At 58.7% G+C, this 14,374-nt stretch carries 12 protein-coding genes; 4 read left to right on the top strand and 8 right to left on the bottom strand.

Annotated features, from left to right (window positions below; translation table 11 throughout):
- Positions 1–132: 132 nt before the first annotated feature.
- The 4 genes from ACMWJS_RS10105 to ACMWJS_RS10090 form a co-directional block, all read right to left on the bottom strand.
- A complete protein-coding gene (locus tag ACMWJS_RS10105; protein ID WP_414747015.1) occupies positions 133–1,032 on the bottom strand; it encodes a Dyp-type peroxidase in 900 nt (299 codons plus the stop codon).
- 92 nt (positions 1,033–1,124) lie between these two features.
- A complete protein-coding gene (locus ACMWJS_RS10100; protein ID WP_045909453.1) occupies positions 1,125–1,700 on the bottom strand; it encodes an RpoE-regulated lipoprotein in 576 nt (191 codons plus the stop codon).
- Positions 1,701–1,763: 63 nt separating this feature from the next.
- Positions 1,764–2,213, bottom strand: a complete 450-nt coding sequence (locus tag ACMWJS_RS10095; RefSeq protein ID WP_334756028.1) for a DUF2919 domain-containing protein — start codon at positions 2,211–2,213, stop codon at positions 1,764–1,766.
- Positions 2,200–2,625 (bottom strand): GNAT family acetyltransferase, encoded by a 426-nt coding sequence (locus ACMWJS_RS10090; RefSeq protein ID WP_008501614.1) that lies wholly within the window; start codon positions 2,623–2,625, stop codon positions 2,200–2,202. The genes ACMWJS_RS10095 and ACMWJS_RS10090 overlap by 14 nt, the downstream gene beginning before the upstream one ends.
- A gap of 212 nt (positions 2,626–2,837) precedes the next feature.
- On the opposite strand from ACMWJS_RS10090, the gene amiA reads away from it, so the two are divergent.
- On the top strand, positions 2,838–3,713 hold the full coding sequence (gene amiA / locus ACMWJS_RS10085; RefSeq protein ID WP_045325904.1) for an N-acetylmuramoyl-L-alanine amidase AmiA: 876 nt from the start codon (positions 2,838–2,840) through the stop codon (positions 3,711–3,713).
- Positions 3,713–4,612 (top strand): oxygen-dependent coproporphyrinogen oxidase, encoded by a 900-nt coding sequence (gene hemF, locus ACMWJS_RS10080; RefSeq protein ID WP_045909456.1) that lies wholly within the window; start codon positions 3,713–3,715, stop codon positions 4,610–4,612. Before amiA ends, hemF begins: the two co-directional genes overlap by 1 nt.
- Before the next feature lie 79 nt (positions 4,613–4,691).
- Here the strand turns inward: hemF and maeB are convergent, their stop codons facing one another.
- Positions 4,692–6,971, bottom strand: a complete 2,280-nt coding sequence (maeB, locus tag ACMWJS_RS10075; protein WP_045406103.1) for an NADP-dependent oxaloacetate-decarboxylating malate dehydrogenase — start codon at positions 6,969–6,971, stop codon at positions 4,692–4,694.
- A 289-nt stretch (positions 6,972–7,260) separates the two neighbouring features.
- On the opposite strand from maeB, the gene tal reads away from it, so the two are divergent.
- Positions 7,261–8,211, top strand: a complete 951-nt coding sequence (tal, locus tag ACMWJS_RS10070) for a transaldolase (RefSeq protein ID WP_045909457.1) — start codon at positions 7,261–7,263, stop codon at positions 8,209–8,211.
- A 19-nt stretch (positions 8,212–8,230) separates the two neighbouring features.
- The gene (gene tkt / locus ACMWJS_RS10065; RefSeq protein WP_414747014.1) at positions 8,231–10,219 is read left to right on the top strand and encodes a transketolase; all 1,989 of its coding nucleotides are present in this window, start codon (positions 8,231–8,233) and stop codon (positions 10,217–10,219) included.
- Between the two features lie 318 nt (positions 10,220–10,537).
- Here tkt and ACMWJS_RS10060 read toward each other — a convergent pair whose 3' ends face one another.
- The 3 genes from ACMWJS_RS10060 to aegA form a co-directional block, all read right to left on the bottom strand.
- The gene (locus ACMWJS_RS10060) at positions 10,538–11,581 is read right to left on the bottom strand and encodes a DUF1176 domain-containing protein (RefSeq protein ID WP_414747013.1); all 1,044 of its coding nucleotides are present in this window, start codon (positions 11,579–11,581) and stop codon (positions 10,538–10,540) included.
- Between the two features lie 101 nt (positions 11,582–11,682).
- A complete protein-coding gene (gene nudK, locus ACMWJS_RS10055) occupies positions 11,683–12,276 on the bottom strand; it encodes a GDP-mannose pyrophosphatase NudK (protein WP_048029618.1) in 594 nt (197 codons plus the stop codon).
- Positions 12,277–12,342: 66 nt separating this feature from the next.
- The gene (gene aegA / locus ACMWJS_RS10050; protein ID WP_414747012.1) at positions 12,343–14,322 is read right to left on the bottom strand and encodes a formate-dependent uric acid utilization protein AegA; all 1,980 of its coding nucleotides are present in this window, start codon (positions 14,320–14,322) and stop codon (positions 12,343–12,345) included.
- Positions 14,323–14,374: the final 52 nt, after the last annotated feature.

The following is a 14,374-nucleotide window of genomic DNA, read 5'->3' as shown; positions in this document are numbered from 1 at the left end:
TTTATAACGGGGATGAAAGGAGTAACGGTTTTATATACCGTTTGGTGATTTAGAAGCAGAAAAGGGAATAAGGGGCAGGGAAATTTGCCGGGTGGCGCTAACGCTTACCCGGCCTACGTATGGAGAGCGGTTTTACAGCGCCAGCAGACGCTCAACGGACGGCGCGAAGTAGTAGCCGCCGGTCACCGGTTTGGTGAAGCGCAGCATGGCGTCGCGCTTGCCGTCGGTATCGCCGAACATGCTCAGCAGCTGCTGTTCAATATTATACAGGCGCGCGCAGTAGGCGCAGAAGTAGAGGCCGTGCGTGCCGCTTGCCGTGCCGTACGGCAGGCTCTGGCGGACAATCTTCAGTCCTTTACCGTCTTCCTTGAGGTCAACGCGGGTCAGGTGCGAGGTGACCGGACGGTCATCACCGTCGATCTCTTCGTTGGCCTCTTTCGTACGGCCAATCATCATCTCCTGGTCGTGCACGCTCATGCGGTTAAGCTGCTTGAGGTTATGCTCCCAGCGCTGCACGAACACGTAGCTGCCGCCCGCGTCCACGCCGTCTTTGATTACCGCGACTTCACGACGCGTCTCTTCACCCGCCGGGTTTTCCGTTCCGTCGACGAAGCCGCTCAGATCGCGCTCTTCGACCCAGCGGAAACCGTGAACCTCTTCCTGCACCTCAATGCTGTCGCCAAAGGCCGTCACCGCCGCCTGGGCAACGGAGAAGTTCACGTCGTGACGCAGAGAAAGAATGTGGATCAGCACGTCGTACTGGGTCGCCGGAGCCAGGCCTTTGCCGTAAGGGATGAAGTCTTTCAGCTCTTCCGCCCCTTCCCCGCCGCTCAGTTGACGCCAGACGTTATTGCCAAACGCAACAACGGCGCCGAGGTGGGCTTCCGGGAATTTGGCCTGGAAGGTCGCCAGTTTATCAATAAACGCTTTGCTGGCCGCACGCAGGGCATCCACGTCCCCTTTGACATTGGCTTCAATCCAAATCGCCGCGCGGCAATGTTCTGGCAAAATGCCACTCTGAACCTGAGACATCGCTCCTCCTGAAATAAAGATGCCACGTCAGCGTGGCATTGATGGCGGCTATTATACCCGGATTTCAGCGAGGCGGTTTGTTCAGACGCAAATTACTGCTTCCAGAGTATTTTGCTCACTTTCCAGCTCTTCAGCGTGTCGTCAGACGGCATCAACCCTTCCGGGCCGCTCCAGGTGCCGGTAAAAACATAGCTGATGTGCTGGCTGCCTTCCGCCTTACACTCCACTGCAACCTTGTCGTCGGATGGCGCGCTGGAGCAGTTGCCAAAGGCCTGCTTATAAAGATCGCTAAACGGGGTCCCGACCTTCACGCCGCTGGCGGTCGGAATATCTTCATCCATGACGGCAATCCGGTTTACCGTGCCTTTGTCACCGTTGATCACCAGTGCCAGCTTGTCGCCCTTCAGCGCTTCGTAATAGCGCACTATATTGCCATTCTCTGTTTTCATGCCGCTGCGCAGGCGGTAATCGCTGCTGAGCGCATCCTGAATAGCATTCTGATCCAGCGCCGTCGCGGCGGTAATTTTCCCCACGCCCTGCTCGGTCACTTCCGTTGATGAGCCAAACCAGTTCCACGGATACGCAGCGGACCAGTTAATGGAGGAGAGCGTCGAACAGCCGGTCAATGCCAGCGGGAGAGCGCATAAGAGTAAACGCAGCGATTTCATTGAAACGTCCTTACGTGTTAAATCAACGCTTGTTGGAGTGCGACATCGGCAAAAAGTGCCGGATTAATCATCCTGCGGCGCAAAACAGGCGCGAAGGCGCGGGTTGGTCAGCAGCCACAGCAGCGCCACAATATCGGCAACCACCAGCGCAACGCCGATGCCCGTCAGCGGTTCACCGTACCACCAGAGTACCGGTTGCCAAAAGAGCAGCGCAATCTGGGCAAGGATCAGCAGCCCGCGAAGCGCGCGCCACAAACGCGGGATTGCATGCCGCCGGCCGCTGCATAAGAAAGCCACCACCGCCGGTACGCCCGGCAGCAAGCCGAGCCAGAAGGCATCGTGATCGGGATAAAAGAGCGTCAGCAGCGTGTCGCCCTGCCCGCGCGACGCGGCGGCCATCACGAACAGCACCCAGGTCCGGGCCTGAAGCAGCAGAACGCACCAGAATAAAATGGGCAGCCTGACGCGCCCCTGCGCATCATAGTCTGCCGGATGGATCTCAGTACTCTTCATCTTCGATGAGACGCTTTCCTAAATTCAGCACGTCAGCGTGTACGTAGCCCAGGCGTTCATACATGCCCAGCACCACGTCGTTATCTTCCCGCACCATGATCTGGATTTTCGGACAGCCGCGGGCGATCAGCTTCTTCTCGAGCCGGTTGAGCAGCGCATTGGCGATGCCGCGACCACGGTATTCCGGGTGCACGCCCAGATAATAGGCCGAGCCGCGATGGCCGTCGTAACCGCCCATGACCGTCCCCACGACCTCGCCATTGACTTCCGCGACCAGAAACAGACTGACGTCGTGATTCACCTTACGTTCGATATCCATTTCCGGATCGTTCCACGGACGCAGCAGATCGCAGCGCTCCCAAAGGGTGATCACCTCTTCGAAATCTTCCTGGCGAAAAACGCGTATCTCCATGGTATTAACCGCCTTTTCGGGTTTAAAAACAGTGATTATGGCGCGAACCACGCCTTTAGCCAATAACCGGGGAAAATCTCGCCAAAATTTGGCATAATGTCACTTTGTCACGTATTGAAATGAAAAGTAAAACAATTCTCACTATGGACTGTCGTAACGCTAAACGCGATACGATATAACACCAGGACCCCATTTTTTAGTATTCAGGCCGCATGAGCACATTCAAACCATTAAAAGCACTCACATCGCGTCGTCAGGTTCTCAAAGCGGGGCTGGCGGCCTTAACGTTAACGGGCATCGCAAAGCAGGCTCAGGCGAAAGACGAGAGCACGCTCAAAACCAGTAACGGACACAGCAAACCGAAAACGAAAAAGCCGGGCGCGAAGCGTCTGGTGATGCTCGACCCGGGCCACGGCGGTATTGATACCGGCGCCATCGGCAAAAACGGGTCAAAAGAAAAACACGTCGTGCTGGCGATTGCAAAAAATGTGCGGGCGATTTTACGCAGCAACGGCATTGACGCCCGCCTGACGCGCTCTGGCGACACCTTTATTCCGCTGTATGACCGCGTAGAGATCGCCCACCAGCACGGGGCGGATCTGTTTATGTCGATTCACGCCGACGGCTTTACCAACCCGTCAGCCGCCGGCGCCTCGGTGTTTGCGCTTTCCAACCGCGGCGCCAGTAGCGCCATGGCGAAATACCTCTCCGATCGCGAAAACCGGGCGGATGAAGTCGCCGGGAAGAAAGCCACGGACAAGGACCACCTGCTACAGCAGGTGCTGTTCGACCTCGTGCAAACGGATACGATCAAAAACAGCCTGACGCTCGGCTCGCATATTCTGAAAAAGATTAAGCCGGTGCATCGACTGCACAGTAAAGGCACCGAGCAGGCGGCGTTCGTGGTGCTGAAATCACCGTCCATCCCGTCCGTACTGGTGGAAACCTCGTTCATTACCAACCCGGAAGAGGAGCGACTCCTCGGCACCGCGGCATTTCGTCAGAAGATTGCCAACGCCATCGCTTCCGGCATTATCAGTTACTTCAACTGGTTCGATAACCAAAAAGCGCACTCCAGGAAACGTTGATGAAACCCAATGCTCAACTGGTCAAAACGTTCCTGCTGCAGCTGCAGGATGAGATTTGCCAGAAACTGGCCGCCGCAGACGGCGGAGAATTTCAGGAAGATACCTGGCAGCGCGAGGCCGGTGGTGGCGGACGCAGCCGCGTGCTGCGTAACGGCGGCATCTTTGAACAGGCCGGGGTGAATTTTTCCCACGTTCATGGCGACGCCATGCCCGCGTCTGCGACGGCACATCGTCCTGAGCTTGCAGGCCGCAGCTTCGAAGCGATGGGCGTCTCGCTGGTGGTGCATCCGCACAACCCGTTTGTGCCGACCAGCCACGCCAACGTGCGCTTTTTCATTGCCGAAAAGCCGGGAGCCGATCCGGTCTGGTGGTTTGGCGGCGGTTTCGACATGACGCCCTACTACGGCTTCGAAGAGGATGCCGTGCACTGGCACACCACCGCGCGGGACCTTTGTCTGCCGTTTGGCGAAGACGTTTACCCGAAATATAAAAAGTGGTGCGACGACTACTTTTACCTGAAGCACCGCGACGAGCAGCGCGGCATCGGCGGGCTGTTCTTTGACGACCTCAACACGCCTGATTTTGATACCGCGTTCAGCTTTATGCGCGCGGTGGGTGAAGGCTATACCGACGCCTATCTGCCCATCGTCGAACGCCGTAAAAACACCGACTACGGCGTGCGCGAGCGTGAGTTCCAGCTCTACCGCCGCGGGCGCTACGTGGAGTTCAACCTGGTGTGGGATCGCGGGACGCTGTTCGGCCTGCAGACCGGCGGGCGCACGGAGTCGATTCTGATGTCGATGCCGCCGTTGGTGCGCTGGGAATACTGCTACGAGCCAAAAGAAGGCAGCCCGGAGGCTGCCTTAAAAGAGTTTATTCAGGTGCGGGATTGGGTGTAACTGCCGGATGGCGCTGCGCTTATCCGGCCTACTCAACCCGTAGGTCGGGTAAGCGAACGCGCCACCCGACACGCAGTGATTACAGCGGCTGCGTCTGCGCCTCAACCACCGCCAGCGCCACCATATTCACGATACGACGCACGGAGGCAATCGGCGTTAACACGTGCACCGGTTTTGCCACGCCCATCAGCACCGGTCCTACGGTCACCCCTTCAGAGCTGGAGACGCGCAGCAGGTTATAGCTGATACGCGCCGCTTCCACGTTTGGCATAATCAGGATATTTGCCGATCCCTTCAGCGGGCTGTCCGGCATACGTTCGTTACGGATGCTCTCCACCAGCGCCGCATCGCCGTGCATTTCCCCGTCAATCATCAGCTCTGGCGCGCGCTCGCGCACCAGCGCCAGCGTCTCACGCATTTTGCACGCCGCCGCCGATTTAGACGAACCAAAGTTAGAGTGCGACAGCAGCGCCACCTTCGGTTCGATACCAAAGCGACGCACGGTCTCAGCGGCCATCACGGTGATCTCCGCCAGCTCGTCCGGGGTGGGATCGTCGTTAACGTAGGTATCGGCAATAAAGGTGTTGCCGCTTGGCAGCAGCAGGGCGTTCATCGCCCCGGCGGTGTGCACGCCGTCGCGATAGCCGAAGATCTCCTGCACCACGCTAAAGTGCTCGTGGTAATCGCCGATGGTGCCGCAGATCAGCGCATCCGCCTCGCCGCGATGAACCATGATCGCGCCGATCACCGTCGTGTTGCTGATGACGGCTTTCTGCGCCTGCTCCTGGGTGATCCCCCGACGTTTCATGATCGCGTAGTATTCGCTCCAGTACTCTTTGAAGCGCGGATCGGATTCGTTGTTGACGATCTCGAAGTCGACGCCCGGCTTAATCTGCAGGCCCAGCTTCTGGATACGCATTTCGATCACGCTCGGACGACCAATCAGAATCGGCTTCGCCAGGCCTAAGGTGATCAGCTCCTGGGTGGCGTGCAGCACGCGCGCCTCTTCCCCTTCCGCCAGCACCACGCGCTTCGCGTCGGCGCGCGCCTGGGAGAAGATCGGCTTCATGAACAGGTTCGTTTTATAAACAAACTCGGTGAGTTTATCGACGTAAGCGTCGAAATCCTCAATCGGACGCGTCGCCACGCCGGAATCCATCGCCGCTTTGGCCACCGCAGGGGCAATTTTGACAATCAGACGCGGGTCGAACGGTTTTGGAATGATGTAGTCAGGGCCAAAGCTCAGATCCTGATCGCCATAGGCTGAGGCAACCACTTCGCTCTGCTCGGCGTGGGCCAGCTCCGCGATGGCGTGCACGGCGGCCAGCTTCATCTCTTCGTTGATTGCCGTCGCGCCGACGTCCAGCGCGCCGCGGAAGATGAACGGGAAGCAGAGCACGTTGTTGACCTGGTTCGGGTAGTCGGAACGTCCTGTACAGATAATGGCGTCTTCACGCACCGCTTTCGCCAGCGGCGGCAGAATTTCCGGTTCCGGGTTGGCCAGGGCCAAGATCATCGGCGCGCGCGCCATCTTCTTCACCATCTCCTGGGTCAGCACCTTCGGACCCGAGCAGCCGAGGAAGATATCCGCGCCGTCGATCACGTCCTCAAGCGTGCGTTTACCGTCGTCTTCTACCGCATAGGCTGCTTTGGTTTCCGCCATGTTCGGCTCGCGGTCTTTGTAAATCACGCCCTTGGAGTCGCAGACCACGATGTTGTGTTTCTGCATACCCAGCGCCACCAGCAGGTTCATACAGGCGATGGCCGCGGCGCCTGCGCCAGAAACCACCATGCGCACGTCGGAGAGATTTTTCTCTACCACGCGCAGGCCGTTCAGAATCGCAGCGGTGCTGATAATGGCCGTGCCGTGCTGGTCGTCATGGAACACGGGAATGTTCATACGTTCGCGCAGCTTCTGCTCGATATAGAAACATTCCGGCGCTTTAATGTCTTCCAGGTTAATCCCGCCGAAGGTCGGCTCCAGCGCGGCCACCACGTTGATGAATTTGTCAGGATCGAGCTCGTCCACCTCGATATCGAACACGTCGATACCGGCGAATTTCTTGAACAGCACCCCCTTGCCTTCCATCACCGGCTTACCGGCCAGCGCGCCGATGTTACCGAGACCCAGTACCGCCGTGCCGTTAGAGATCACGGCAACAAGGTTGCCACGCGCGGTATATTTGTAGGCCGCCAGCGGATCTTTTTCGATTTCCAGACACGGGGCCGCCACGCCCGGCGAATAGGCCAGCGCCAGATCGCGCTGGGTTGCCAGCGGTTTGGTTGGGGAGACCTGAATTTTGCCCGGGACAGGGAACTCGTGAAAATCGAGGGCACTCTGTTTCAACTGCTCATCCATCTTATTTATCCTTTCACGTATCGGTCAAAAGGGTGACGAAAGCGATCCGGTTGCACACCCTGGTGTGCCGCCTAGTATCGCCTCAGACCGCCTCCTAAACTTTGAAGGCTGCCAAACTCTCACCATCACACATTAAAAATTGTTATCAATTTATAACAGCCATGTTACCCGTCTCAAAAGCAATGCCTCCCCCGTCTGCTATGCTTTTTTGTTAAGTCCATCATGATTTTTCCAGAAGTGTGAACTAACGCACTCATCTAACTCTTTTATTTCCAAGGAGTAATCATTTATGAACCAGCTAGACGGCATCAAACAATTCACCACCGTGGTAGCCGACAGCGGCGATATCGAGTCGATTCGTCACTACCAGCCGGAGGATGCGACCACTAACCCTTCGCTACTGCTCAAGGCAGCCGGGCTTGCCCATTTTAGTCATCTGATTGATGACGCCATTGCCTACGGTAAGCAGCGCGGGAAAACGCAGGAGCAGCAGGTCGCCGAAGCCAGCGACAAGCTGGCGGTTAATTTTGGTGCGGAAATTCTTAAAAGTATTCCGGGCCGCGTCTCGACCGAAGTCGACGCCCGCCTCTCGTTCGATAAAGAAAAGAGCATTAATAAAGCGCGTCGTCTGGTGGAACTCTACCAGGAGCAGGGGATCGATAAATCACGCATTCTGATCAAGCTGGCGTCGACCTGGGAAGGCATCCGCGCCGCAGAGGTGCTGGAAAAAGAGGGGATTCACTGCAACCTGACGCTGCTGTTCTCCTTTGCCCAGGCGCGCGCCTGTGCCGAAGCGGGCGTGTTCCTGGTATCACCGTTTGTAGGCCGCATCTACGACTGGTACCAGGCGAAACAGCCGATGGATCCGTACGTGGTGGATGAGGACCCGGGGGTGAAATCGGTGCGCAATATTTACGACTACTACAAACAGCATCGCTACGAAACCATCGTGATGGGGGCCAGCTTCCGCCGTACCGAGCAGATCCTTGCCCTGGCAGGCTGCGACCGCCTGACCATCTCCCCTAACCTGCTCAAAGAACTACAGGACAAAGAAGAGACGGTGATCCGCAAGCTGGTGCCAACCTCTACCGTTCTGCCAAAACCGAAAGCCATGACCGAAGCGGAGTTCCGCTGGGAGCACAATCAGGACGCAATGGCCGTGGAAAAACTGGCGGAAGGTATCCGTCTGTTTGCCGTCGACCAGCGCAAACTTGAAGATCTTCTCGCTGCCAAACTTTAACCTTGCCACGGAGTGAACTATGTCCCGTAAAGAGCTCGCCAATGCCATCCGCGCCCTCAGCATGGATGCCGTGCAGAAAGCCAATTCCGGCCACCCCGGCGCACCGATGGGCATGGCCGATATTGCCGAAGTGCTGTGGAACGACTTCCTGAAGCACAACCCCAACGATCCCACCTGGTACGACCGTGACCGCTTTATTCTCTCCAACGGCCACGCCTCGATGCTGCTCTACAGCCTGCTGCACCTGTCCGGTTACGATCTGCCCCTTGAGGAGCTGAAAAATTTCCGCCAGCTGCACTCCAAAACCCCGGGACACCCGGAGATCGGCTATACGCCGGGCGTGGAGACCACCACCGGGCCGCTCGGTCAGGGGCTGGCAAATGCGGTCGGGCTGGCGATTGCCGAACGAACCCTGGCGGCACAGTTCAACCAGCCGGATCACGAGATTGTCGATCACTACACCTACGTGTTTATGGGTGACGGCTGTCTGATGGAGGGGATCTCCCACGAGGTCTGCTCCCTGGCGGGCACCCTGGGGCTGGGCAAGCTGATCGGGTTCTACGATCACAACGGCATCTCTATCGACGGGGAAACCGAAGGCTGGTTCACTGACGACACGGCAAAACGCTTCGAGGCCTACCACTGGCACGTGGTGCACGAGATCGACGGCCACGATCCTGAGGCGGTGAAAAAAGCGATTCAGGAAGCGCAGAGCGTGAAGGACAAACCGTCCCTGATTATCTGCCGCACGGTTATCGGCTTCGGCTCACCGAACAAGGCGGGCAAAGAAGAGGCGCACGGCGCGGCGCTGGGTGACGAAGAAGTGGCGCTGACCCGCCAGAAGCTGGGCTGGAAATACCCGCCATTTGAAATCCCGAAAGAGATCTACAGAGCCTGGGATGCCCGTGAAGCGGGTGAAAAAGCCCAGCACGCCTGGAACGAGAAGTTTGCCGCCTACAAAAAAGCGTACCCGGATCTGGCCGCCGAGTTTTCCCGCCGCATGAGCGGCGGTCTGTCGGAGGACTGGGACGATAAAACTCAGGCGCTGATTGAAAATCTGCAGTCCAACCCGGCAAAAATTGCCACCCGTAAGGCGTCGCAAAACACCCTGAATGCGATTGGCCCTCTTCTCCCTGAACTGCTGGGCGGCTCGGCGGATCTGGCACCGAGTAACCTGACCATCTGGTCGGGCTCGAAATCGCTGAAAGAGGACATTGCCGGGAACTATATCCACTACGGCGTGCGCGAGTTCGGGATGACCGCGATCGCCAACGGCATCGCTCACCACGGCGGCTTCGTGCCCTACACTGCCACCTTCCTGATGTTCGTCGAGTACGCCCGTAACGCGGCGCGCATGGCAGCGCTGATGAAGGCGAGGCAGATTATGGTCTATACCCACGACTCTATCGGTCTGGGAGAAGACGGTCCCACCCACCAGGCGGTTGAACAGCTGGCGAGCCTGCGCCTGACGCCAAACTTCAGCACCTGGCGTCCCTGCGATCAGGTCGAAGCGGCGGTGGGCTGGAAGCTGGCGGTAGAACGCCATAACGGCCCGACGGCACTGATTCTGTCACGCCAGAACCTGGCGCAGATAGAGCGCACGCCGGAGCAGGTGAAAAACATCGCTCGCGGCGGCTATATCCTGAAAGACAGCGGCGGCAAGCCGGACGTGATCCTGATTGCGACCGGTTCAGAGGTGGAAATCACGGTGAAAGCGGCGGAGAAACTGACCGCCGAAGGCCACGCGGTGCGGGTCGTCTCCCTGCCTTCCACGGATATCTTTGACGCCCAGGACGAGGCGTACCGGGAATCGGTCCTGCCGTCCAGCGTCGCGGCGCGCGTGGCGGTGGAGGCCGGTATTGCCGACTACTGGTACAAGTATGTCGGGCTCAAAGGAGCGATTGTGGGCATGCGGGGCTACGGTGAGTCCGCCCCTGCCGATAAGCTGTTCCCGTACTTCGGCTTTACCGTTGAGAACGTGGTGGAGAAGGCGCTGAGCGTGCTGTAGTGCGGCCTGCGTTGCCGGGTGGCGCTATCGCTTACCCGGCCTACGGCAACGGTTTTTGTAGGCCGGGTAAGGCGAAGCCGCCACCCGGCACATTGCCACAGACCGCATGATTCGTAGGCCGGGTAAATCGAAGCCACCACCCGGCACATTGCCACAGACCGCAAGATTCGTAGGCCGGGTAAGGCAAAGCCGCCACCCGGCACATTGCCACAGACCGCAAGATTTGTAGGCCGGGTAAGGTGAAGCCACCACCCGGCACATTGCCACAGGCCGCAAGATTCGTAGGCCGGGTAAGCGACTGCGCCACCCGGCAAAAAGCTACCGCGTGATCCACAGCGTGGGCCAGGCGTCTGGCCCGTTCCAGTTATCGCAGCTGGGTTCCTCAGCATAACGCACCAGGCGGAAACGCTGGCCGTCAAACCGCCAGCGCGTCTGGAACCCACAGTCGCCCATACCGCGCCCCAGCGAGAGCGTGGTCAACTCGCGCGTCTTCTCATCAAAGCTGGCGTTCATCAACTCTATTTCGCTGCTGTCGCTTGACGGCGTAAACGGCAGACGCAGCCTGACGTTGCGGGCAGAGAACGGTTTCTTACGTGACACCAGCCACGCCAGATCGACGGTGTTATAGGCCCCCGCCTCGCAGCTGACGATCAGCAGCGCCTTGTCATCGGTCAACGCGGTGACGCGCACTTCCCGGCGGTTAGGATCCAGCGAGCACTGGCTGCTGTTCATCCTGCCGGTGCCATAATCCAGCAGGTCGTTCAGTTCGGCATGGGAAAGCGGTGTTGGGGTAGGATTAACGGTCGCCACCTTTTTCAGGGCGGGTGCGGGCGGTACGCTTAACGGCGGATCGTCACCTTTTCTGATCCACGCGGTTTCACTGCCCACGCGCTTTTGCTGCGCATCAATGAACAGCAGCGCGGCTTTCAGACCGCTCAGAGATATCACCTGCTTACCGCCGCGAAGGGTCAGGGCCTTCCCTTCCTGGATATTTTTCAGAAAGGCGGTGATGGTGGTCGCATCGTCCGTTTTCAGATGCCAGGGCGTGAGCTGCCAGCGCTGTTTGTCCAGCTTCAGGGGAACATTATCCAGCAGCAGTCGGGGGGCAATTTCAGGCTCTTTCACGGAAGGCGTATCAAGCCCGCCAAGATCGATACGCAACGTGGCATCCGTTTTCGCCCCGGCGCTTCGGGTGAGCGTCATGACCAGACCACGGTGTTCGCCCGTGTTGCGGGCAAGGCAAAAGTTCTGGTTATTGCAGGTCACCTGCCAGTCAGAAAAGGCTTGCTGCGCGGGAGCAGCCCGCACCTGCGGCGCGAGGAGCACATAAAACAGGGAAAATAAAAAAACGCTGTAGCGCATGAATGGCACAATCCCGGAACGAAAACGCGTAACTGGGCAGTATCTTCGTGTTCCCGCCGGGGTTGCTCAATCGGATTTATCAGATATACCCGAAAAACAGGCTATATCCGTTCGAAAGGGGTATTCATCAGCCCGGTCGTCTGTAAATACTGCAGTAATATCACCGCCTTACCATCCCTGATTTCGCCTGAACGCACCATCTCCAGCGCCCGGGCAAAAGGAAGCTCCAGCACTTCGATATCTTCATCTTCTACGCCGCCGCCCCGGTGAGTGCGCTGCGCGTCGCTGTATTCCGCGATGAAGAAATGGACGATTTCCGTCACGCCGCCCGGCGACATAAACAGCTCGAAGACCTTTTTGACCTCGCCCACTTCGAAGCCGGTCTCTTCGACGGCCTCTTTGCGGATGCAGACTTCCGGCTCATCGTCATCGAGCAGGCCCGCGCAGGTTTCAATCAGACGTCCGTCCGGGTTGCCATTGACCCATGTTGCCACCCTGAACTGGCGGATCAGCACCACGCTCTGCTTTTCACGATTATAGAGCAGGATAGTTGCCCCGTTGCCGCGGTCGTAGACCTCGCGCCTGTGGCGGATCACTTCACCGTTGTTACGCGTCAGATCGTAGGTGATGTTACGCAGGACAAAGTAGTTTTCAGAGAGAATTTTGTCTTTGATAACGTCTATTTTCAGGGTCATACGGGCTCCACGACACAATGAGTCGTCCTATACTACGCCGTGAATCCCGCTTTGTCGCCCGCCGGATTAATGATGCTGTGGCGCATTACCTCCCAGCCAGTCGAGTATTCCTTGCGCGGCATGACGTCCTTCCGCCATCGCGGTCACCACCAGATCCGCGCCGCGTACCGCATCGCCCCCGGCGAAGATCTGCGGGTTGGTCGTCTGGTAACTGTAGCGGCTTTCGACCGAGGCCACGATCCGTCCCCAGTCGTCGGTTTCAACCCCCTGCGCCTGCAGCCAGGGCATCGCGTGCGGATTAAAACCAAACGCCATGATGACCGCATCCGCGGCCATCACAAACTCGCTGCCCACCACCGGAACGGGCCGACGCCGTCCCTGCGCATCCGGTTCACCGAGCACGGTCCGCAGCATCCGGATACCGTTGACCTTACCGTTCGGATCCAGCGTCAGCTCAACCGGCTGAACGTTAAACTCAAACGCGGCCCCCTCTTCTCTGGCGTTCTTCACCTCTTTCTTCGAGCCTGGCATGTTGGCCTCATCCCGACGATAGGCGCAGGTGACGTTTGCCGCCCCGTGGCGTAACGCAGTGCGGACGCAGTCCATCGCGGTGTCGCCTCCGCCCAGCACCACCACGTTCATGCCACGGGTGTCGATGAACGTTTCGCTGGCCGTCGCCTCCAGCCCCATAACATGCCGCGTGTTGCCCACCAGGAAAGGCAGCGCGTCGTAGACCCCTGGCGCGTCCTCGTTCGGGATACCCGCCTTCATCGAACGATAGGTTCCCACCCCAATAAACAGGGCGTCGTAATCGTGCTTTAGCTGTGACATCGACACGTCCTGGCCCACCTCGCAGTTCAGCTCAAAGCGGATCCCCATCGCGGTAAATATCTCTCTGCGCCGCGCGAGCAGCGATTTGTCGAGCTTAAATGCCGGGATGCCAAAGGTCAGCAAACCGCCGATCTCCGGATGCCGGTCATAGACCGTCACGCTCACGCCGTGGCGCGCCAGCACGTCGGCGCACGCCAGCCCGGCGGGCCCCGCGCCGACAATCGCGACACGTTTACCTGACGGCGTGACGGCGGACATATCCGGCCGCCAGCCCATCGCCAGCGCCCGATCGGCGATATAGCGCTCAATGTTGCCGATGGTCACGGCGCCCGCCGCTTCACGCAGCGTGCAGGCCCCCTCGCATAGCCGGTCCTGCGGACAGACGCGGCCGGTAATTTCAGGTAAACAGTTGGTCTGATGAGAAAGCTCAGCCGCGCCGGTGATATCCCCCGCGTTGAGGCGCTCAATCCACTGCGGAATGTGGTTGTGTAGCGGGCAGGTCCATTCGCAAATGCTGTGCTCGCCGCACTTCAGGCAGCGCGACGCCTCGCGGGCGGCCTGTTCGGCCCGGAACGGCAGGTAAATTTCGCTAAAATGGCTCACGCGTTCGGCGGCAGCCAGCTTATCGGGCTCGCCGCGGGGCGCCGTCGCCTGCATCTGCTGCAGTTTGGTACGCGGCGCGTCCACGCTGACGGCCTCCGCATCATGCCAGGGTTGCGCCTCCAGGCAGGCCGTGCGCTGTCGGCGCGATTTCGCCAGATTATCCAGCACGGCAGGCGTCACCAGGGTGAGGACATCTGCGGGGCAATTTTCGATACAGGCCGGGCCGAGTGGACGCGTCAGGCAGAGATCGCATTTATTCGCCGAGGCCTTCACGCTGCCGTTGTCGAGCGGGGTGACGATAATCTCCATCGTGCCAAACGGGCAGGCCACCACGCAGGCCTTACAGCCGATGCATTTTTGTTGATTCACCTGTACGCTGTCATCGCATTTGCTGATGGCGCCGTTCGGGCAGCTTTGCGCGCAGGGTGCATTTTCGCAATGATGGCAGGTCACCGGGCGGCTCTTCTCGCCGGATCTCAGGACCGTGATACGGGGATGAAAATGGCGCTCGCTCAGGACATGCTGCTCATCGTTGTGCGCCATCACGCAGGCCACTTCGCAGGCGCGACACCCAATGCACTGCTGGCTGTTAGCCATAATAAAACGATTCATAACCACACCTGTTTTTGGTTCAATAACCTTTCTCTTTATAAGAGTATGGTAT

The sequence above is a fragment of the Enterobacter sp. HK-058-C-ECC genome, from assembly GCF_047531125.1.
Classification (GTDB): Bacteria; Pseudomonadota; Gammaproteobacteria; order Enterobacterales; family Enterobacteriaceae; genus Enterobacter; species Enterobacter quasiroggenkampii.
This window is presented reverse-complemented; position numbering and strand designations above follow the sequence as displayed.